The sequence below is a fragment of the Chryseobacterium sp. A321 genome, from assembly GCF_054489265.1.
In genome coordinates, this window is the sequence record NZ_JBTMWZ010000001.1 from 1,111,028 (window position 1) to 1,131,591 (window position 20,564).

The 20,564-nt window shown below is 33.8% G+C and carries 16 protein-coding genes; 14 read left to right on the top strand and 2 right to left on the bottom strand.

Annotated features, from left to right (window positions below):
* Window positions 1–5: 5 nt before the first annotated feature.
* Window positions 6–224: a hypothetical protein gene (locus ACX3PZ_RS05340; RefSeq protein ID WP_459112117.1), complete on the bottom strand. Its 219-nt coding sequence runs from the start codon at window positions 222–224 to the stop codon at window positions 6–8.
* A 346-nt stretch (window positions 225–570) separates the two neighbouring features.
* Here ACX3PZ_RS05340 and ACX3PZ_RS05345 point away from each other — a divergent pair, with 346 nt between their 5' ends.
* The 3 genes from ACX3PZ_RS05345 (at window position 571) to ACX3PZ_RS05355 (ending at window position 4,999) form a co-directional block, all read left to right on the top strand.
* Window positions 571–960, top strand: a complete 390-nt coding sequence (locus ACX3PZ_RS05345; protein ID WP_459112118.1) for a hypothetical protein — start codon at window positions 571–573, stop codon at window positions 958–960.
* 83 nt (window positions 961–1,043) lie between these two features.
* Entirely contained in the window at window positions 1,044–1,904 is an 861-nt protein-coding gene (locus ACX3PZ_RS05350; RefSeq protein ID WP_459112119.1) for an RteC domain-containing protein, read from the top strand.
* A gap of 395 nt (window positions 1,905–2,299) precedes the next feature.
* On the top strand, window positions 2,300–4,999 hold the full coding sequence (locus ACX3PZ_RS05355) for a S8 family serine peptidase (protein ID WP_459112120.1): 2,700 nt from the start codon (window positions 2,300–2,302) through the stop codon (window positions 4,997–4,999).
* Here the strand turns inward: ACX3PZ_RS05355 and ACX3PZ_RS05360 are convergent.
* Entirely contained in the window at window positions 4,996–6,021 is a 1,026-nt protein-coding gene (locus ACX3PZ_RS05360; protein WP_459112121.1) for an AAA family ATPase, read from the bottom strand. The two genes, ACX3PZ_RS05355 and ACX3PZ_RS05360, sit on opposite strands and share 4 nt — an antisense overlap.
* A 785-nt stretch (window positions 6,022–6,806) precedes the next feature.
* Between ACX3PZ_RS05360 and ACX3PZ_RS05365 the strand changes: the two genes are divergently transcribed.
* The 11 genes from ACX3PZ_RS05365 to ACX3PZ_RS05415 all read left to right on the top strand — a co-directional run bounded on the left by ACX3PZ_RS05365 (window position 6,807) and on the right by ACX3PZ_RS05415 (window position 20,562).
* On the top strand, window positions 6,807–8,744 hold the full coding sequence (locus tag ACX3PZ_RS05365) for a polysaccharide biosynthesis protein (RefSeq protein WP_459112122.1): 1,938 nt from the start codon (window positions 6,807–6,809) through the stop codon (window positions 8,742–8,744).
* Window positions 8,745–9,025: 281 nt separating this feature from the next.
* Window positions 9,026–9,847: a polysaccharide biosynthesis/export family protein gene (locus ACX3PZ_RS05370; RefSeq protein ID WP_459112123.1), complete on the top strand. Its 822-nt coding sequence runs from the start codon at window positions 9,026–9,028 to the stop codon at window positions 9,845–9,847.
* A 27-nt stretch (window positions 9,848–9,874) separates the two neighbouring features.
* A complete protein-coding gene (locus tag ACX3PZ_RS05375) occupies window positions 9,875–12,250 on the top strand; it encodes a GumC family protein (RefSeq protein ID WP_459112124.1) in 2,376 nt (791 codons plus the stop codon).
* A 391-nt stretch (window positions 12,251–12,641) separates the two neighbouring features.
* Window positions 12,642–13,928 (top strand): nucleotide sugar dehydrogenase, encoded by a 1,287-nt coding sequence (locus tag ACX3PZ_RS05380; RefSeq protein WP_459112125.1) that lies wholly within the window; start codon window positions 12,642–12,644, stop codon window positions 13,926–13,928.
* A gap of 2 nt (window positions 13,929–13,930) precedes the next feature.
* Complete coding sequence (rfbB, locus tag ACX3PZ_RS05385) at window positions 13,931–14,977, top strand: dTDP-glucose 4,6-dehydratase (protein WP_459112126.1); 1,047 nt, start codon at window positions 13,931–13,933, stop codon at window positions 14,975–14,977.
* Window positions 14,978–15,012: 35 nt separating this feature from the next.
* Entirely contained in the window at window positions 15,013–15,885 is an 873-nt protein-coding gene (gene rfbA / locus ACX3PZ_RS05390) for a glucose-1-phosphate thymidylyltransferase RfbA (RefSeq protein ID WP_459112127.1), read from the top strand.
* A complete protein-coding gene (locus tag ACX3PZ_RS05395; protein ID WP_459112128.1) occupies window positions 15,886–17,331 on the top strand; it encodes a lipopolysaccharide biosynthesis protein in 1,446 nt (481 codons plus the stop codon).
* The gene (locus tag ACX3PZ_RS05400) at window positions 17,328–18,410 is read left to right on the top strand and encodes a DegT/DnrJ/EryC1/StrS family aminotransferase (RefSeq protein WP_459112129.1); all 1,083 of its coding nucleotides are present in this window, start codon (window positions 17,328–17,330) and stop codon (window positions 18,408–18,410) included. The genes ACX3PZ_RS05395 and ACX3PZ_RS05400 overlap by 4 nt, the downstream gene beginning before the upstream one ends.
* 7 nt (window positions 18,411–18,417) lie before the next feature.
* Entirely contained in the window at window positions 18,418–19,236 is an 819-nt protein-coding gene (locus ACX3PZ_RS05405; protein ID WP_459112130.1) for an aldolase/citrate lyase family protein, read from the top strand.
* The gene (locus tag ACX3PZ_RS05410; protein WP_459112131.1) at window positions 19,223–19,684 is read left to right on the top strand and encodes a MaoC family dehydratase; all 462 of its coding nucleotides are present in this window, start codon (window positions 19,223–19,225) and stop codon (window positions 19,682–19,684) included. The genes ACX3PZ_RS05405 and ACX3PZ_RS05410 overlap by 14 nt, the downstream gene beginning before the upstream one ends.
* Window positions 19,681–20,562, top strand: coding sequence for an HpcH/HpaI aldolase/citrate lyase family protein (locus ACX3PZ_RS05415; RefSeq protein WP_459112132.1), 882 nt, complete (start codon window positions 19,681–19,683; stop codon window positions 20,560–20,562). The genes ACX3PZ_RS05410 and ACX3PZ_RS05415 overlap by 4 nt, the downstream gene beginning before the upstream one ends.
* The last annotated feature ends 2 nt before the right edge of the window (window positions 20,563–20,564 follow it).

A 20,564-nucleotide genomic window follows, 5' to 3' on the forward strand; every position in this document is an offset into this window, starting at 1 on the left:
TTTTTTTAGTTCTCAGTTAGTAGCCAATCTTGTCGGTCTTTTTTCGAGGGAAGTTTGGTTATGTCCTTATTGCCATCCTCAAGAATTAAGTCCTGGGGCTTTAACAGAGCACTTGTCGAATTTTGCACTTTTAAAGTAGCGGGCATAGAATCTCGATCCTGACACGAAAGTAAATTAACAGTTAACCTACTGAAGGCTGCAAATAGAAATGTTTGATTTTTCATAATGGGTTAATTTTTTTAAGATTAGCCCGGCCGGTTGTTTTTTTGTTTGATAGAATTCTTGAGGTAAATGTATGTAATTCAAGCATATGAAAATTCCCTCATAGGGAACGGATCACGATCCGTTCCCTCGCCTACATAATCCGTTCCCTCTTTTTTTTAACGAAATTTCTTCCGAAATCATGAAAACATTACCGCTATGTACACAGGTGTGGTATTTTGGCGGTATTATGTGTCGCATACTAAATAAAGGAAAATAATTGAAAAAAAGTTTTAATTTTATGAATATCGTGCGAATATGCGTAATCCGTTCCCCTTCTTAGTCCTGATTTTGGCCTCAAACTATGCAATGTCGCAAGGTTTTACCAAAAACTATGACTATTATAATAAGCTGTACGGTCATTTATGTGAAAATGACGTAAGAGCACTTGTGCATTTAAATCAGAGCATAAAGGTTGTGAAATTCCAGAAAGATTATCGGCATTTAACCTACGTTTATGAGGACGCGGTGTACTTTATGAAAGATAGCGACGTAAAATTGCACTACGCGGACAGCAGTTTAATAGCAGCGAAGCTTTTGAAAGACCAAAGTTTAATTGCAAAAGTTAATTTAAGCAAGGGAATCGTTTACTATTATAATTTTAGAGATTACAGAAAAGCACTTGACGAATACCCAAGGGCCCACAGTGTAGTTCAAAAAAAATATATTGAACGAATAAAAGAGGAGCCAGACGGCTAAAGAATAAATATTTTCCTCTAAAATAAAAACACATCCAATGAAAAGCAAATTAAAACAAAAAGAAAAACAAACCACCACCCAACATGCAATCATCCCAACTACTGGAAGGGGCTGAGTCTTTATGGCTTGAACTAACCAGCGTACTAGAAGACGTAGACCCTCTGTCGAACAGTTCATCGAATTTAGAAAATTATCAATACAATTTAATGAAAACGGATGAGTACATCCGACGACTTAAATCCCTAGTTCATTTCCATGCATTTAGTAACATGGCCTCAGAGATTCAGTTCTTTAAAAAAATTAAACCGAAATTCATTTCGGAGTTTATTTTTTTATCAAAAATAATTGAACTTGAATCTACCATTCCCAAAGCAGGGAAAGAAAATGTAAAGGAGGTGCTAGAAAAGCAACTTGAAATGTTGGGGCAATTTGCAGTTGAAAATAGAGATTTCATAGCTTATTTCAGAAAAGGAGCAAGCTATTTGGATGATCCTTTTTTCCTTAGGTCTAGTTATGACCTGTATGTAACTCAGTCTCTTTCTTTGCATAGTCACGATGAACGCTTTTCGACATCCCATGATGGACTAGTGGCTCTCATACTCGCAAACGATAAATACGAACTATACCTTAGTCAAAGATTGCAAGGACTAGACGATTTATACATGCAGAATATAAGATCTCAAAAATCGCCGCTAGAGTGGAGCGCTTCAAAGGCAGGTTTAGTAGAAGTGCTCTATGGACTTCAGCAAATGAAGGCCTTTAACCAAGGAGCTGTAGAATTTTCCAAAGTGGTCAAAACCGTTGAAACCTGTTTAAACGTTGATCTTGGAAATTACCATAAGACCCTTGGGGAAATTAGAGATCGGAAAACGGAGAGAACGAAATTTCTAAACCAAATGAGTGATGTTCTGGTAAAGGCCTTTGAGGAGGCGGATGGGAAATAGGCGTAAGGAAGAATCTAATAATTGGTTCCGACCTTGTGTAGTGGTTAGTAAACCATATTTTGGATATGCAAACACAATAGAATTTCAATCTTAAAATAGGGACAGCAACGAAGTCTACGATCAAAGTTTGCGAGTAGATATTTATGGATAAATCTGGAATCATAATTTAATGTGAAGTTAGTTTAAAAAGCAATTTCATTGTTGTAATTCAAAACATTTTGAGATTGAGTCGAATTTTTAATTTCTACTTAAGTGAGTGTATTTCTAAGAATGGTTTAAATTACATAATGTGAAATATGTGATAATGATTGTCACTTATAAAGTTGTTATTCTGCTTTATTGTTAACACTTATTTAATTAATTCGTAACTTCGAAGAAAACTAAAATCAAAATCCATGAGCTTAAACCTACCACATCTTATTCTTAAGAACACAACACGCGTCGCAAATAAGTTTGATAGATCAAGAGCAATTGAGCAAGAAAGCGTTCGTAAAAATCCAGAAGAATATAAGGCCCATAAAGAAAGACTTGGATCATCCTTTAAAATTCTAAAAATTGAATTGGCACATAGGAGAAGCCATAGGACGATATTATTGGATGCAATTGAAGTTGTTGAAATTCGTTTTTTTATCCCTTTTAGTGATGGTGCCAGATTTAATACGCGAACTCGCTTTTTAAGAGATTTTGGTTTAAGCCCTGTTTTTTTTAAAGATTTTAATCGTACTGTTCTATTTGCAATAGTTGATGCCAAGAAATTTGCTACATTTGATACTCTACTAAATCAATATATAAGTAGTGATGATAGTGTTGCCCCACATGATCAGAAGTATGCAATAATGACAATATTGTTTGATGTGAGATATCATACAGCTAAGCAAATTCAAAATTATTGCAACGAGGATTTAGTTTTTGAATTAATTAAGAATAATGAACATTTAGATTCAAAATATAAATCTCAACGAACCGAATTAGAAGATCTGCTTAATATTAGGGTTTTATCAGGAGATATTGAATCTTTCGAATTCGGTGCGTACGATAACCTGCTTCAGTTGAAGGGTGTAAATAAGGAACAGCTATTAGAATTGGTCAATAATTTTGATATTTTGGTGCAAGCTCATTCTGTGCGAAGTTCAAAAATTGGTCCAGATCGATATAATCAACAGAAGTTAACATGGGATCTAAAGATAAGTAGCAGTGCGCATACGACTACAGTTGTAGGTATATTAGACAATGGAGTTAGGCGTATTGAACCAATTCAAGAAATCGTAATAGGTGGATATAGCATCAAGGATGATAAACCTCTGAATCCCAGTAATCCACATGGTACCGTTGTTGCAAGTCTTGCAGCAGTTGGCGAGAGTTTTTTTTCTGGGAAAGAAGAACTGGTTGCAGATGCCGACATTTTTTCAATAAAAATTATAGATGATTTTGAGGGCTATATTGACGTTTTTAAAGTAGTGGAAGCAATAAGAAATGCTCATCATCAAAATAATATTAAGCTTTTTAATCTTTCGGTTTGTGGATTTGGAAAACTGTATAACGAGGCACCTTCATTTTACGCTTATCTTCTAGATAAGCTAACCTATGAAGAGGATATTTTAATTTTTATTGCAGTAGGAAATCTAGGTAGTAATGATATTCATGAAATGCAGTCTAATCCACATAATCTTCATTATTATCCCAACCACTTCTATAATCCAGATGAGTTAACTCATTATCATACTTGCGAGAACTCCAATCTTTGTGTTCCTGCAGAAAGTATGAACAATATTTCTGTGGGTGCCTTAGCAGATAATTTTCGGCCAGAAACTGAGTCTGGGCTCAGTCCCGATAAGAAGCATCCTGCATATTACACTCGTAAAAATCATTATGATTTTAAGCAGAAGCCTAATGGCGGTACATTCAGTCAAAATCATCTAAATGTAAATTTGTTCAAACCTGATATTGTGATGCCTGGTGGTGATAGTTTCAACGACGAATCTAGGATGCAAGTTTTAGGATTTGGCGAATTTGGAGATGATTTCTATTCCTTTGATTCAGGAACGAGTTTAGCGTCACCCTTAGCGGTGAATTTGGCGGTACAGCTTTTGAATTTGTATCCAAATTTAGCTCTGCTTTCTGTCAAAGCTTTGTTGTTAAATAGTGCTAAGAGTATTCCAGAAACGTATTTGGAGAGCGGATTTAATAAGAGAAGAGATGCGATGGCTTTTAAATTATTTGGTGAAAGTTTTAATGAATTAGACTCAAATCAAAGAAGAGATGTCAACAAGAAAATCTTGGGTGTTAAAGACATAAATAGAGCATTGGTAGGATTAGGTATGCCTAATCGCGATAAACTTTTGTATTCAAGTGAAAGTGATGTGTCATTTTTGATAGAAGATTTGATTGAAAATGATTGTCATAAAGTTATTATACTCAACATCCCCCAATATTTACTTAATAGCAGCGTAACGACGTGTTTATCAATTGATGCTACATTATGTTTCAAGGTCAATCCAGCTTGGGGGAACCATACTGATTATAACCCTTTGCACATTTCGTTTAATTTCATCAATGGAATTATCAGTTCAGAAGATGAACTCGCTGAAATTATTTCGAATCGAAGTCACCCTTATTTTCAGAATTTTTGGGATGACGAAATTACAAAGCTTGAACAAAAAAAAGTTTCTGGAAATATATCTAGAACTGATAATAAACGTCTGAGTGAATTGAAATTGAAATTAAGAAATAAATTATTAGGAGTTAAGGCTTCAATACCTAAGTGGTCAGAGGATTTTTTTCCATTAGTAAATAAACCTCTATCTAATAGACAACAAATGAAAATTAATATAACAAAAAATGAAATCAAAAAAATAGGAAATAAACTAGCTATTGTTTTTCGTTGTGCAGTAAAAGACAATTTAGATTTTGATTTAGAGGAGTGGAAAAGTGTTACGCCTGAACATCAATTTTCTTTAGCAGTTCGAATTAAGGATCAGTCACCAGAAAATACGGAAAGTGCTGGTTTATATAGCGAGTTACAGCAGGTAAATACAATGGAAGTTGTACAAAATAACATCGTTGGATTAGAGGGGATAGTCGATGCCCAAATTTAAGGTATAGATAATGCTTCTTTTTCATTAATTAGTAAATCATGCCATACTTCTGTGTCGATAATTGGAATAGATACTTCCGTTTCATTCATAGAAAGTAAACTCTGTTTAATAGCTCCAATTAGGGACTTTTGAATGCTATAGTACGAGAGACCCACGGCTATTTTAATTATTTCACCTAAGGAAATCTTATTGCTAAAGGCGAATTGTTCTTCTTTCAAAATAAGATCAATTAGTTCTTCTATTTGATTTTGGCCAGGTAAATCTAGTGAAATTGATAGATCGAATCGACGTAGCAAGGCTTCATCAACCATATCTTTTTGATTTGTAGCACAAATGACCATACTATCTTGAGGTAAATAGTCAAGTAGCTGCAATATTGTATTAACCACACGTTTCATTTCTCCGTGGTCCTGATTATAGTCACGAACTTTCCCTAGAGAATCAAATTCATCAAAAAAGATAATAGAATTTTCATTCGACGCCTTTTGAAATACTTTTGCTAAATTTTTGCTGGTCTCACCTAATTTTGAAGAAACAATAGCGCCAAGATTAACGACTATCATTGTTTTATCAAGTTCGCCCGCAATTACATAAGAGGCAAGAGTTTTACCACAACCTGAAGGTCCATGTAAAATTAATTTGTTAGAAATCGGAAGTTGATACTTTTTAAGAATAAAACTTCTATGGTGTTCTTCTAGAAAACTTTGTAATTTGTTTTTGTTTTGTGTCGTGCAAATTAAATTAGCTAAAGTATAATCTGATTTTAATTTCTCCAAGATTAATTCATCAGTTTCTCTGTCATTAAGTTGCTGATAATGCGATGGAGAGCCTACTTTAAGCAAAGGTTCTTGTCTTTTTCTTCGGTCACTTTCGCGCAACAGAGTTTCAAGTTGCAAAGCAAAGTTTACTTTTTTACTATTTTTATTGTGCGTGATGAAATCATTCAATGTAGACAATAGCTTTGTCTGATCATTTTCTAGACCAAATCGTGCAATATCTTTGATGTAATCGTGTAGTCCCATTTATCCGCATTTAATGCCAAAGACAAAGGTACAAAAAGTACATTTTAGTCAGGCAATTGTATTTGGTGAAGTTAATTAAAATAGTCCTTGTATTATAAAGTTTCAATGAGAAAAGTATTTTATTGTTGTAAGGTGTTGTTTTTGGCTTTTGTTCGGATACACTAATAGCAAAAATTAAAAATTCACATTAGAGCAAAATTCAGGGCAATAAATAGTGTCCTTCAATTATTAATAGGTTTACCAGCCGGAACTACAAAGTATCTTCTGAACGAGATAGTGAAAATTGCACCTAGCATGCTTACAGGTTCAAAGATTTTAGTTGTGTGATGATATCAAGTTTAGTTTAACTGAACTATTCATTAAGAAAGAATCAACTGAGAAAAGTTGTGCTTTGAATTTGACTTGTAATTCTGCCAAATACGCACCATCCTAAAATACCATGCTATGCATTTAAATTTTTCTTGCATATCATTTTAGATTTCTTAATGTCTCCTATCGTAGTAGAATAATAATTGTATATTTGGCTGTATAAAGGCACGAAATTTGGTAGCTAACGTTAAATTATATTAATTGATTTAACTATTTCTAAACTTGATCCCAAGTTATACCAATTTAATAATTAATATTCGGCTAATAGACAACATAAGCGTATTGAAAATAACTTCTATATTTGCAAAACAAAGGATGCGTACACAATTGAAAGTGATCTCATTCTTTTGGCAAAATTAGAAGTCGTAATTTTAAATACGATAAACTAATTAAGATCTGAAAACACAAATGATAAGATGAAGACAATCCGGGAGCTTCTGAAAAAAATATATGTTGGAGACAACGTTGTAAACTTGACAGAGATTCGCTATTTACCTAGATGGATCATCTTGTTTATTGACGTGCTCATTCTTTTGGTTTCCGTGGTTCTTTCTTACGGAATCCTTTTCACTCTTGGGGTTTCGCCATACAATTCCTTAAGCCTTTTTAGCAAATACCTTCTAATTGTTGGAGTGAACGTATTTTTTATGTTTCTCTTTCGGACCTATTCAGGTATTATTAGGCATTCCACTTTTATAGACTTATTTAAACTTCTTGCAGCGAGTTTTTTTAGTGCGATTACACTAGAACTAACCAATTTGTTTGCATCTGTTTTCGCAGATGTGAAGGTGATACGAACACCAGTTCTGGTGGTGTATTTCGCAGTATCCTTTACACTGCTTTTTGTTTTCAGACTTATTGTAAAGGAAGTTTTTCAATTAGCAAGAGAATTTAAAAGAAGCGCATCGAAAAAAAGAATTCTTGTACTTGGAATTGATGATCAATCTGTTGCAATAGCAAGAGTAATATTAGACAATACGCATTTGCCTTATCACTTGGCTGGATTTTTGACTTCTCGTCAAGATTCAAATCGCGTGAGACTCCTTGGAAAACCCATTTTGACGAAAGACAAAATTGAGAATTCCACCAGGGAAGAACTTAATATTGATGGAGTACTTGTGATCAAAGAGATGATGTCTCGCCAAGAAATGAATGACTGGGTAAATCTCTTCCTCGCTAAGGATATTCAAGTTTACAAAGCTCCTTCTGTTCAGAAATTAAGAGAGAATGATTTGGGGAATACATTTAAGAATCTCCAAATTGAAGATTTACTTAATCGTAGACCAATTAAGATTGAAAGTGAAGAAGTAAAGAGAAGACACCACGGGAAGAATATATTAATTACTGGAGGCGCAGGATCTATTGGTAGTGAAATTGTTCGTCAAGTAGCACAGTTTGATCCAGCCCTTGTTGTGGTTCTGGACCAAGCGGAAACTCCTCTTTATGAAATCGAGCACGAGGTTAAAAAATTGTTCCCACACATTAATTTCAAATTTGTGATGTTAGATGTAGCGAACTATTCAAGACTTCGTTCCGTATTTGAATTGTACAAGTTCTCCATGGTCTATCATGCAGCTGCTTACAAGCATGTACCTCTGGTTGAAGAGAATCCGCACGAAGCTATCTTCACGAATGTTTTAGGAAGCAAGAATTTAGCTTGCCTCGCAAGTGAATTTAAAGTAAACCGTTTTGTAATGGTTTCTACAGACAAGGCAGTGAACCCAACGAATGTGATGGGTGCTACGAAAAGAACGGCTGAACTTTTTGTTCAATCTCTTCAAAATATAGAAGGAAACACCACCAAATTCATTACCACCCGTTTTGGAAATGTACTAGGATCAAACGGTTCCGTAATTCCATTGTTTAAAAGACAAATTGAAGAAGGTGGTCCAGTTACAATAACACACCCTGAAATCACCCGGTATTTTATGACCATTCCTGAAGCCTGTGAACTTGTGCTTCAAGCGGGTACCATGGGGGAAGGAGGAGAGGTCTTTGTATTTGACATGGGAGAGCCTATGAAGATCTTGGATTTGGCCAAGCGAATGATTAAGCTTTCTGGATTTGAAGTAGATCGCGACATCAAAATTATTTACACGGGTTTAAGACCAGGGGAGAAATTATATGAAGAATTATTAAGTGACGATACGAAAACACTTCCAACGCATAATGAGAAAATCATGATATCGAAAGATCCAACTATGATTTATGCAGATATCAATTACATGGTTGAAAAGTTGGTAGCAGTCTCTGAAAGACCAGAGAAAAGAGAAGTAGTGAGAGCTTTAAAACAAATTGTGCCAGAATATATTAGCAATAACTCAGTATACGAAGAATTAGATGCACATCTTTAAGGGAAGGTAGATTAAATGTTAGTATAGATTTGTTTGAAATGAAGCTAGTGGTATATTTATTGTAAGTGTGGGTTCATTGATTTTATAGAAACAAACTGGAAATTAAACGTATTATTAATTATATTTAGCAAAGCAGAATTGAATGAATTTTTAGATTTTGTATTCAGAATTTAAATGGAATTTATATCTTGTGTGAATAGTTCCTTAAATATCGGTCTCTCTGGAGGCCATTAATAGCAGTCCTATAAAATAAAAAGTTACTTTTACAATATCCTTAGACTATGAAAAACTCTTTTTTATTATTTTTCGCCTTACTTATGCTTTCTTCATGTAAATTATTTGAGGGAGCGGGTGCAGATAAAGATGAGAATGCGCTTCATTATATGAAGAACATTGAACAAGTAGCTCTTGAAGAGTCCCGTCGCAATACACAGCCTCACTTGCAAATTGGAGATGAAGTTCAAATCATTGTTTCTGCTTTAGATACCGATGTCGCTAGACCTTTTAATCAAAATTATTCCTCTGGGCAAACTATAAGAGATGGAAGTCAACCAAGTGGAAATCAAATTACAACTAGACCCGCAACGGTGGCACCTACTTATCGAATTGCGGAAGATGGATTTATTGATTTCCCCGTACTTGGCAAAGTTAAAGCGAGTGGAATCACTGTCCATGAACTTGGAGAATTCCTTCGTTCAAAAATCAAAAGATACATTAAGGAGCCTTCAGTAAACATTAAGCTTTCAAATTATAGAGTTTCTGTTTTGGGAGAAGTGAAAAGTCCTGGTAAATTTATAGTTCCGGAAGCGCGTGCTACTTTATTAGAAGCCTTAGGGATGGCAGGAGATTTAACGGTATTTGCGAAACGAGATGATGTTTTAGTGATTCGAAATGAAGGTGGACAAGTTTCTCAGGCAAGGATTGATTTAACGGATGCGAACTTTATAAACTCTCCTTATTATAATTTAGTGCAAGGAGATGTAGTTTATGTACTGCCTAACAAAACACAAGAGCGAATTTCAAAACGTGACCCTAACAATGCGATTTACATTTCAATTGCCTCTATTCTTGTCACTATTTTGGCTCTAGTAATCAGAAAATAAACAATATTCGTTCTAATTATTTCAATGATGGATCAACATACTTATAATGAAGACACGCAAAGTGCTGAATTAAATTTAAAGGAATTATTGAAGCCTTATTTAAGAAGGTGGATATGGTTTGTAGTTTCGGCTGCAATACTATTAATACTCGCTGCTATTTATCTAAGATACTCAACCCCAATTTATAAAACGACCTCAACTGTTTTAATTAAGGATGCAAAAAAGACATCTTCCTTAGAAGAGGGACTATTGCAGGATCTTTCAGGTTTAGGGGGAATGCAGACTGCAAGTGTAGATAATGAGTTGGAGATATTTAAGTCTAAGAAATTAATGCGTGAAGTTGTTACAAAAAACAATTTGCAAACTAAGCTCACAACTGATGCAACGATAAAAAATACAGAGCTATTTAATTCGACTACTCCTTTGTTCGTAAATGTTATTACTGAGAAACCAAAAAGCGTCCAGCCCCTTTTACCCATTACGATTAAAATTAAAGGAGATGTTCTTATTCTTAGTTCAGAGGAGTTAGAGAACGACATCAAAACGACCTACAATAAAACGATAGGGCTACCCTTTGCGAATATAATGATAACCAAAAATCCAAATTTCCAGAACAAAGACAAAATTTCAGATTTAAAGTTATTTTTTGCAACCACAGAGAAGAGAATTGATGAATTACAAAAGTTATTATCCGCGAATTTAGTCGGTAAAAATACTTCAGTTATTGAACTTTCAATAAACTATCCTGAAAGAAATAAAGCTGAGCAAATCATTAACAGCTTAGTTCTCGCATACAATGAAGATGCGATTGCTGATAAAAATTCGGAATCGCAAAAAACGAAAGAGTTCATTGATGAACGAATTAATATTCTCGCGGATGAACTAGGTGATGTGGAATCAGAGAAGGAGAGGTTCCAGGCTTCTAATGGTATAACAGATTTAGCCACTGAAGCAGAGATTAATTTGAAGACAGCGCAAGAAGCGAGGTCCAAGCAGTTAGAAGTAGATGCACAATTAGAACTCACGAATGCTCTAATAAGTCATTTGAATAAACAAAAGGTCGGAATATTGCCTGGTAACATTGGATTGAATAATGCTGAAGTTTCTAGTTCCATTATGACTTATAATCAATTGGTTATGGAGAGAAATCGGCTTTTAGAAACTGCAACAGCGCAACACCCGAGTGTTATTGATTTGAACAAGCAGATTAATTCCATGAGATCATCAGTATTGCAAAGTTTACAAAGCAATCGAAATGGGCTTAATATCGCATCGAGAGAGTACGAACAAGAACAGAATAAAGTTGCGGGGAAAATTTCAAAGATTCCATCCTTGGAAAAGATTTTTAGAGGTATTGAAAGACAACAGCAAATTAAAGAGAGCTTATATTTGCTTTTACTTCAGAAACGAGAAGAAACAGCAATATCTTTGGCAATTACCGCTCCTAAAGCTCGGATTATTGATAAGGCATATAGCACTCCTAATCCAGTTTCCCCGAAAAAGAATATAATATATCTTAGTGCACTTTTAATTGGACTTTTCATTCCGTTTGGAATAATCTATATTTTAGAATTGCTTAACACAAAAGTCAATTCAAAACATGACATTGAAAAATTAACTAAAACTCCAATTTTAGCTGAATTACCTTCTATCGAAAAAGGCCAGTCTGAAGTTATAAAAATAAATGACCTGTCTCCACTTGCCGAGGCTTTTAGAATTTTAAGTACTAATCTTACTTTTATGTTACCTAAGAAGAGCTCAAGCAATGTAATTCTTGTTACGTCTTCAGTGAAAGGAGAAGGTAAGACATTCGTATCTGTGAATTTTGCGATGGTGTTAGCAGCACCCACAAAAAGAGTCGTGATTATTGGAGCTGACGTTCGAAATCCGCAGTTTCAACGTTATGGGGCTTTTGCTAAAAAATTGAATGGATTTACTGAATACTTATACGATGAATCAACGAAGCTAGAATCGATTATTCATACCTCTGAAAATAATAAGCACTTAGATGTTATCTATACAGGTACAATACCGCCGAATCCGACGGAATTATTAAGTAACGGTAGAGTTAATGATTTAATTGATGAATTAAGAAAAACCTATGATTACATCATATTTGATACAGCCCCATTAATGCTTGTTACAGATACTTTCTTGATTTCAGATGTCGCTGATGCTACAATTTATGTTACTAGATCAGGCTATACGGAGAAAGCACTTTTAGATTTTGCAAATAATAATATTGAATCGAAGAAAATTCAGAATGTTGGATTTGTTATTAATGATGTGCCGAAAAGCCATTTTGGTTACGGTAATAAGTATGGATATGGATACGGGTACGGGGAACAAGATTTATCCATAAAAGAAAAATTTCTTAAAATTTTTGCGAGGGAAGAACAATAATTAGAATATTTAAAACTTCAACTTGATTTGTAGCATAAATTATATTAAGCATCATATTCACCTCGCTTACCTGATTCAAACAGTGTGATTTTTGAAAATATTATTCAATAAGATTTTGGTAATAAATAGATATATGGGCAATCGACAGGGATTATTGACATCCGTATAAAGTCATTTGCAAATCAAGATTTAATATAAAGAACGAGGCAATCAAACTAAATGGCTCAGAAAGTATAATTTAATAAATAGTAATTTTATTAGATGTTTTACTCGTAAATGTTCTACAAATTCCTTTGTTTTTGTGATATCTTCTTAAACCTTGCTTAGTTAAGAAGTTGGAATTTAAAAATATTATTAGAATTAATTCAAGAAATAAACTAGTGAGATAAGTATGAAAAAAATTGGAGTAATAGGTCAGGGTTATGTAGGTTTACCTCTGGCCATAGAGTTTTCAAAATATTTTCCAGTAATCGGATTTGATATAGATTCGAAAAGAGTAGCGGAGTTGAATAGGGGACAAGACCATACGTTAGAGGCAGACCTCGATCAATTAAGTGCATCCATCCAAATCGCAAAGGAATCCAAGTTTGAAAAAGGATATGTCGCGACGGGGGACTTAAAACTATTACAAACTGCCAACATTTTCATTGTAACGGTACCGACACCAATTGATGAATATAATGCCCCTAATTTAGGTCCACTTCGAAAAGCATCCGAAATGCTTGGTAAAATTCTGAAATTAGACGATATTGTAATTTATGAATCCACAGTTTTTCCAGGTTGTACTGAAGAGATATGTGTACCTGTCTTAGAGGAATTCTCTAATCTAAAATTCAATCGTGATTTTTATGTAGGCTATTCACCAGAACGTATTAATCCGGGAGACAAAGTAAATACGTTGACTACCATTGTCAAAGTAACATCTGGATCCACTCCACATATTGCGGAGGAAATTGATCAACTTTACAGGACAATTATTAAGGCAGGAACACATAAAGCACCTTCAATTAAAGTGGCAGAAGCATCTAAAGCAATTGAAAATGCACAAAGAGATGTGAATATCTCTTTCGTCAATGAATTGGCATTAATTTTTGATCGTGTTGGAATCGACACAAATGACGTATTAGCAGCAGCTGGTACTAAGTTCAATTTCTTAAAGTATCGACCTGGTTTAGTAGGTGGACACTGTATTTCAGTTGACCCCTATTACTTAGCCCATAAAGCAACCCAGTTAGGATATCATCCAGAAGTAATTTTATCAGGACGCCGAGTCAACGATCGGATGGCCTCTTTTGTAGCGTCTAAGACAGTTAAGTTGATGATTGGTAAAGGTACTCAGATTAATGTAGCAAATGTTTTGATTTTGGGAGTAACATTCAAAGAAAATTGTCCTGATATTAGAAATACGAAAGTGATTGACATTTACAAAGAATTGGTCGAATACGGTGTCAATGTAGATATTTTTGACCCTTGGGCAAGTAAAACTGAAGTTTTCGAAGAATATAATGTGTCAATTATTGAGCAACTTAAAACAGATAAAAAATACGAAGCAATAATTGTTGCGGTAGCGCATGATGAATTTTTAGAATTGGATCTTTCAGAAATTAAAGCAAAAAATGCAATAGTTTTTGATACTAAAGCATGCATGGATAGAAATATTGTTGATAGTAGATTATAGAAATGAAAAAAATTTTAATTACAGGAGGGGCTGGATTCATAGGATCACACGTAGTTCGACGTTTTGTTAAAAACTATCCAAACTATTATATAATAAATCTCGACGCCTTAACTTATGCCGGTAATTTAGAAAATCTGAGAGATATTGAATCCTCAGAAAATTATCAATTTATTAATGGTGACATTACCGACGCTAAAACTATATTGGATATTTTCCAAAAGCACCGACCAGACGGAGTCATCCATCTAGCTGCAGAATCTCATGTTGATCGATCAATTAACAATCCTTTGGATTTTGTTATGACCAATGTAATAGGAACAGTGAATTTATTGAACGCTGCAAAAGAAATTTGGAAAGACGATTATGAAGACAAAAGATTTCATCATGTGTCTACAGATGAGGTGTATGGAGCCCTTGGTGAAACAGGCTTGTTTACCGAGGAAACTAGGTATGATCCACATTCTCCTTATTCGGCGTCGAAAGCATCATCTGATCACTTAGTTCGTGCTTATGCAGATACTTATGGTTTCCCTGTGGTCATAACTAATTGTTCTAATAATTATGGACCCAATCATTTTCCAGAGAAACTAATCCCACTGTGTATTCATAACATAATCCATAATAAAGCCTTGCCTATTTATGGTAATGGAAAATATACTCGTGATTGGTTGTATGTTATTGACCATGCAAGAGCAATTGACCTCGTTTTCCATGATGCTAAAAATGGGACCACATACAATATTGGTGGTTTCAATGAGTGGCAAAATATTGATTTAGTTAAAGAATTATGCCGGCAAATGGATGCTAAATTGGGACGGCCTCCAGGAGCAAGCGAGCAATTAATTACCTTTGTAAAAGATAGGCCAGGTCATGATTTACGGTATGCTATTGATGCAACTAAAATTCAGAAAGAGTTAGGTTGGGAGCCAAGTGTAACATTTGAAGAAGGTTTGGCGAAAACAATAGACTGGTTCCTAACTAATGAAGAATGGTTGAATAATGTTACCAGTGGAGCATATCAAAATTATTATAAAAAACAGTATAAATAGGAGACGTTCTTTCAGATTAACTCAAAACTAAACATATGAAAGGAATAATATTAGCGGGAGGCTCTGGTACAAGATTACACCCTCTGACCATAGCTGTTTCTAAACAACTACTCCCTGTCTATGATAAACCAATGATTTACTATCCATTGTCGGTCTTGATGTTAGCAGGCATCCGTGAGATTCTTATAATATCAACCCCACATGATTTGCCCAATTTCCAAAAGCTTTTTGGAGATGGTGGTCAATTAGGGATTGAATTAAGCTACGCAGAGCAACCTAACCCAGATGGATTAGCACAAGCATTTATTATTGGGGAAGAATTTATAGGAGGTGATGATGTCTGTTTGGTATTAGGTGATAATATATTTTACGGTGCAGGTTTACAGAAGCTATTAACGTCATCAGTAAAAACAGTAAAAGAAGAAGGTAAAGCTATTGTTTTTGGTAATTATGTAAATGACCCACAACGTTACGGAGTAGCTGAATTTGATAAAGAAAATAATGTGATAAGCATTGAAGAAAAGCCGCAACATCCGAAATCTAATTTTGCTGTTGTGGGGCTGTATTTTTATCCAAACTCTGTAATCGAAATTGCTAAAAATGTTAAACCTTCCAATCGAGGAGAATTAGAAATAACTTCTGTAAATCAATACTATCTAGAACAATCCAATTTAAAACTTCAAATATTTAGCAGAGGTTTTGCATGGTTAGATACCGGAACTCATGAGGCTTTAACAGAGGCTACGGAATTTGTAAAAGCTGTTGAAAAGCGAACAGGACTAAAAATTGCTTGTTTAGAAGAAATCGCCATTAATTATAACTGGATCAGTAAAATGGAGGTTTCGGTAAATATTAAAGATCTCAAAGGTGATTATTTTGATTATTTAAAAAAAATAACAAAAGACTAAATGTCCTTACGAAAACAGACATTCTCAGGTTTAATATGGACCGTTTTAGACACTTTTGCTATTAAAGGATTATCATTTGTTGCTACTATTATCCTTGCAAGAATATTAGGCCCTGCAGAGTTTGGGTTAATAGGAATGATTACAGTTTTTATCGCGCTTGGTACCTCTTTAGTTGATAGCGGATTGTCATCTTCGTTAATAAGGACTCAGAAGGCGAACGATAAAGATTATTCGACAGTGTTTTATCTTAACATTGCGACTAGTATTTTTGTATATTTTATTTTATTTTACACAGCACCGTATATTGCCAAATTTTATGATCAGAATATCCTTACTTCTATAATTAGATTGTATTGTTTAAGCTTTATAATTTCTGCTTTTTCTGCCGTTCAAATAGCTATTCTTACACGTGATATGAATTTTAAAAAACTCATGAAGATAAATGTGCCAGGAACTATACTTGGGGTAGGGGTCGGTTTAACATTAGGTTATTTTGGTTACGGAGTGTGGAGCATAGTTTGGATGTATCTTACTACTCAAGTTATTCAGTCTATGATTTTGTGGTTAAGTTCGGAGTGGAAACCTACATTGACATTTGATTGGATAAGAATGAAATATCATTATGGATTTGGGTATAAATTAATGTTATCAGGAGTTTTAAATACTAGTTTTAGTAATTTATATAATATTGTAATAGGAAAATTTTTCCCCGTGCAAGTGCTAGGATATTACGAAAGAGCTTATTCCTTTAATCAATACCCAGTAACAACTTTAATTGGAGTGATTAATAAAGTAACTTATCCTTTGCTGTCTAGTATACAAACAGAGGAAAATCGTATTGAAAAAGTATATCAACAGTTGATCAAATTTTCATTTTTTGTTACAGCCCCTTTAATGATTGGACTGTCAGCAGTTGCAGAGCCCCTATTCTTACTTGTTTTAGGAGAGCAATGGATCCCAGCAGTTCCCTTTTTCCAAATTTTATGTTTGAGCTCGATTCTTTTACCAATACATTCGTTAAATTTAAATATTTTGAAAGTATATGGAAGAAGTGATTTGTTTTTGAAGCTTGAAATATTAAAGAAAATAATAATTACAGTTAGTATTATTATCGCTTTTCAATTTGGGATATATGGATTATTATGGAGTAGTGTAATTACATCCGTTATTGCTTTAATAATTAATACTCATTATAGTGCTCCTTTTATAAAATATTCTACTAAAAAACAACTTTTAGACTTAATTCCAGTGTTAATTATTTGTGGTGTCATGTTTTGTATAATGTCTGGAGCAATGTCTCTGATTAATGATTTTAATTCTATATTTAAAACCTTGCTTACGGGGATATTGGGCGGCTTGGTTTATTTTGGATTAAGTTATTCTACTAAAAATGAGTCTTTAATTTATTTACTAACTTTACTTAAAGATAAAAAAAACAAAATATGATACCGGTAACAAAACCCTTTCTTCCACCGATAGAAGAATATGAGAAATATATTGTTGATATTTGGCAGCGCCAATGGCTGACCAATATGGGTCCATTAGCATCTGATCTGGAGATGAAATTAAAGAAGCATTTAGGTTTGAAACATTTATTGTTTGTAACTAATGGAACTGTAGCTTTGCAAATGGCAATTAAGGCATTGAATTTAAATGGCGAGATTATTACTACACCATTTTCATTTGTCGCGACCACAAGTAGCATTGTTTGGGAAGGGTGTACACCAGTTTTTGTCGATATTGACAATGAGAGTCTTTGTATTGATCCATCTAAAATTGAAGAAGCAATTACAGAAAAAACATCTGCTATCTTAGCAACCCATGTCTACGGTAACCCTTGTGATGTTATTACTATTGAAAAGATAGCTCGAAAATATAACTTAAAAGTAATTTATGATGGTGCCCACGCATTTGGTGTGCAATTAAATGGGAAATCTATATTTGAATATGGAGATATTTCAACTTGCTCGATGCATGCCACTAAATTATATCACAGTACTGAAGGGGGATTCATAGTTACTAGAGATGCGGAATTATTAAAAAAAATGGCGCATATCCGTAATTTTGGGATCTCAGGCTATGATTCATTTTCGGAATTAGGTTTAAACGGCAAAAATTCAGAATTACATGCTGCAATGGGATTAGTTAATTTAAATTATATTACAGCTATTCATAACAAAAGAAAGCTGCTTACAGAATATTATGATGAGAAATTACAAAGCCTTAAAGCCTTAAAGCCAGTTTGGCATAAACAGGCAAATTTGAATTATGCATATTATCCAATTATTTTAGAAAATGAAGAACTATTATTGGAAATTAAAGCAAGCCTAGATAAAAGTGAAATATTTACTCGAAGATATTTTTATCCGTCGTTAGCTTCGTCTTTACCTTATCTTGAATCAAAATCTTTTGCTATAACGGAAGATGTTTCTAAAAGAGTACTGTGCTTACCTCTATACTATGATTTGACTGAGGAAGAAATTGATTTAATTGCCCGTCTAATGCTAAGAACCCAAAATAATTAAAGTAAAAATGGATAGTTACTTTTTTGTTCCAGGTACAAAATTGCATAAAATTGCAGATATTGAAAAATTAGGTATTTCAAAAATTATTATTGATTTAGAAGACGCTGTAAAAGTTTCGGAAAGGGAAGAGATTTTAAAAAACATAAAAACAGACCCACTTTATCAAAGTTTTTATGTTCGAGTTCCATTATATGACGAGACAGAAAAATTAAATACTTCGATTTTAACCAATTTGTATAGTGAGGGTTTTAGAAAATTTGTATTTCCGAAAATTCAAAAAGCCTCTGATTTTGAAAGAATAATTTCGGAAAGAGATTATTTAAATTTACAAGTAATATTGCTTATAGAAAATGCTAGATTCTTTTTTGAAGTAAAAGATGTTTTAATTAAATATGAATTTTGTTTTTCAGGGATTGGAATTGGTAGTCATGATTTTATGGCTGAAATTGGTGGCGTTCACGATTTGAAAAACTTAGAATATGTTCGGCAGAAAATATTGTATTTGGCAAGAATGATAAACATACAAGCAATTGATATTGCGTCAATGGAACTGAGAGCTGAAAGTTTATTAGAAGAAGAAATTAAAGACGGAATCTATAAAGGATATGACGCTAAGTTCTTTATTCACCCATGGCAAATCCAGCTTTTTAAATCAATATCTTTGTATAGTGATGATGAATTAAGTTGGGCTTTAAAGGTTGAAACGGAATATGGCAAAGTAGCAAATCAAGCAGAGTTCAATCCAGTCATAATTGACGGCCAAATTATTGAACGACCACATTTGAGAAAAGCAATGAAAATTATTAGATATTATGAAACCAAGTAATTTAGGGAATTTTTTCGAAGATTTTATGGTGGGTGAAACAATTGCACATTCACTATCTAAAACTATTTTTGAAAGTGACAATAATTTATTCAGTTTGTTAACGATGAATCATCATCCTGTACATCTTAATTTAGAACACTGTGCTAGTCACCAGCATAAACAGATTTTGGTTGTTGGTACATTGGTTTTTAGTTTGGCAGTGGGTATAACCGTTCCTGATATTAGTGGTAAAGCAATAGCTAATTTAGAATATGAGTCGGTAAAACATTTAGGACCGGTTTTTATTAATGATACTATTTATGCAAAAACAGAAGTGCTTGATAAATGGGAAACCTCCGCGAAAAATAGAGGAGTGGTCTATGTAGAAACAGTTGTCTATAATCAGAGAAGTGAGAATGTATTGACTTTTAGAAGAAAAGTTTTAATTCCTAAGAAAGAAGAAATATGAGTGATTACCTAATGCGAAGTTTGCTATTTGTGCCAGCCCATAATCAAAGGTTGATGGATAGTGCCACTAAAGCTGATGCAGATATCTTACTTTTTGATATAGAGGATTCTGTACAACCACCAGAAAATAAACAGAAAGCACGTGAATTAGTTGTCCAAATGGTTACGGATGGTGCTTTTAAGAATAAAATTATTTTTCCAAGAATCAATGACAGAGAAAGCGGGCAATTATTAAAAGATGTTTCTGAACTTACTATAGATGGAATTGCAGGTTTTATGTATCCAAAAGCTAAAAAGGGGGAGGATATTTATTTTTTTGATAAACTGCTCGAGACGATTGAATATGAAAAAGGCATTCCGGTAGGAACATTTAAGATTATTCCGCTTATTGAAACTGCATCTGCAGTACTCAACGCTCAAGAGATATGTAATGCTTCATCGAGAGTTGTGGCCATTGCTTTTGGGTCGGAGGATTTTATTGCTGACTTAGAGGGACAACATGATTTAGAACATGAAAGTTTGTTTGTATCTCGTAATATGATAGCATTAGCTGCTAGAGCTTGTAAAGTAATTCCAATTGACACGGTCCATGTCAGAGTCAAAGATTTAGAAGATTTAGAAAATAATTTGATTTTATCTAAAAAATTAGGTTTTGAAGGCATGTTGTGCTTAAACCCAATCGAACTTCCTTTAGTTCATAGATATTATTCTCCATCATCGCAGGATGTTTATGAAGCTGAAGAAATATTGCGGTTAGATAAGGAAGCAAGACAAAATAATCAAGGAGTAGCTATTATGAATGGTAAATTTGTTGGGCCACCTTTTGTCTTAAAAGCTAATAAAATTTTAGAGAAAAATCGAAAAATCAACCAAAGGTAAAA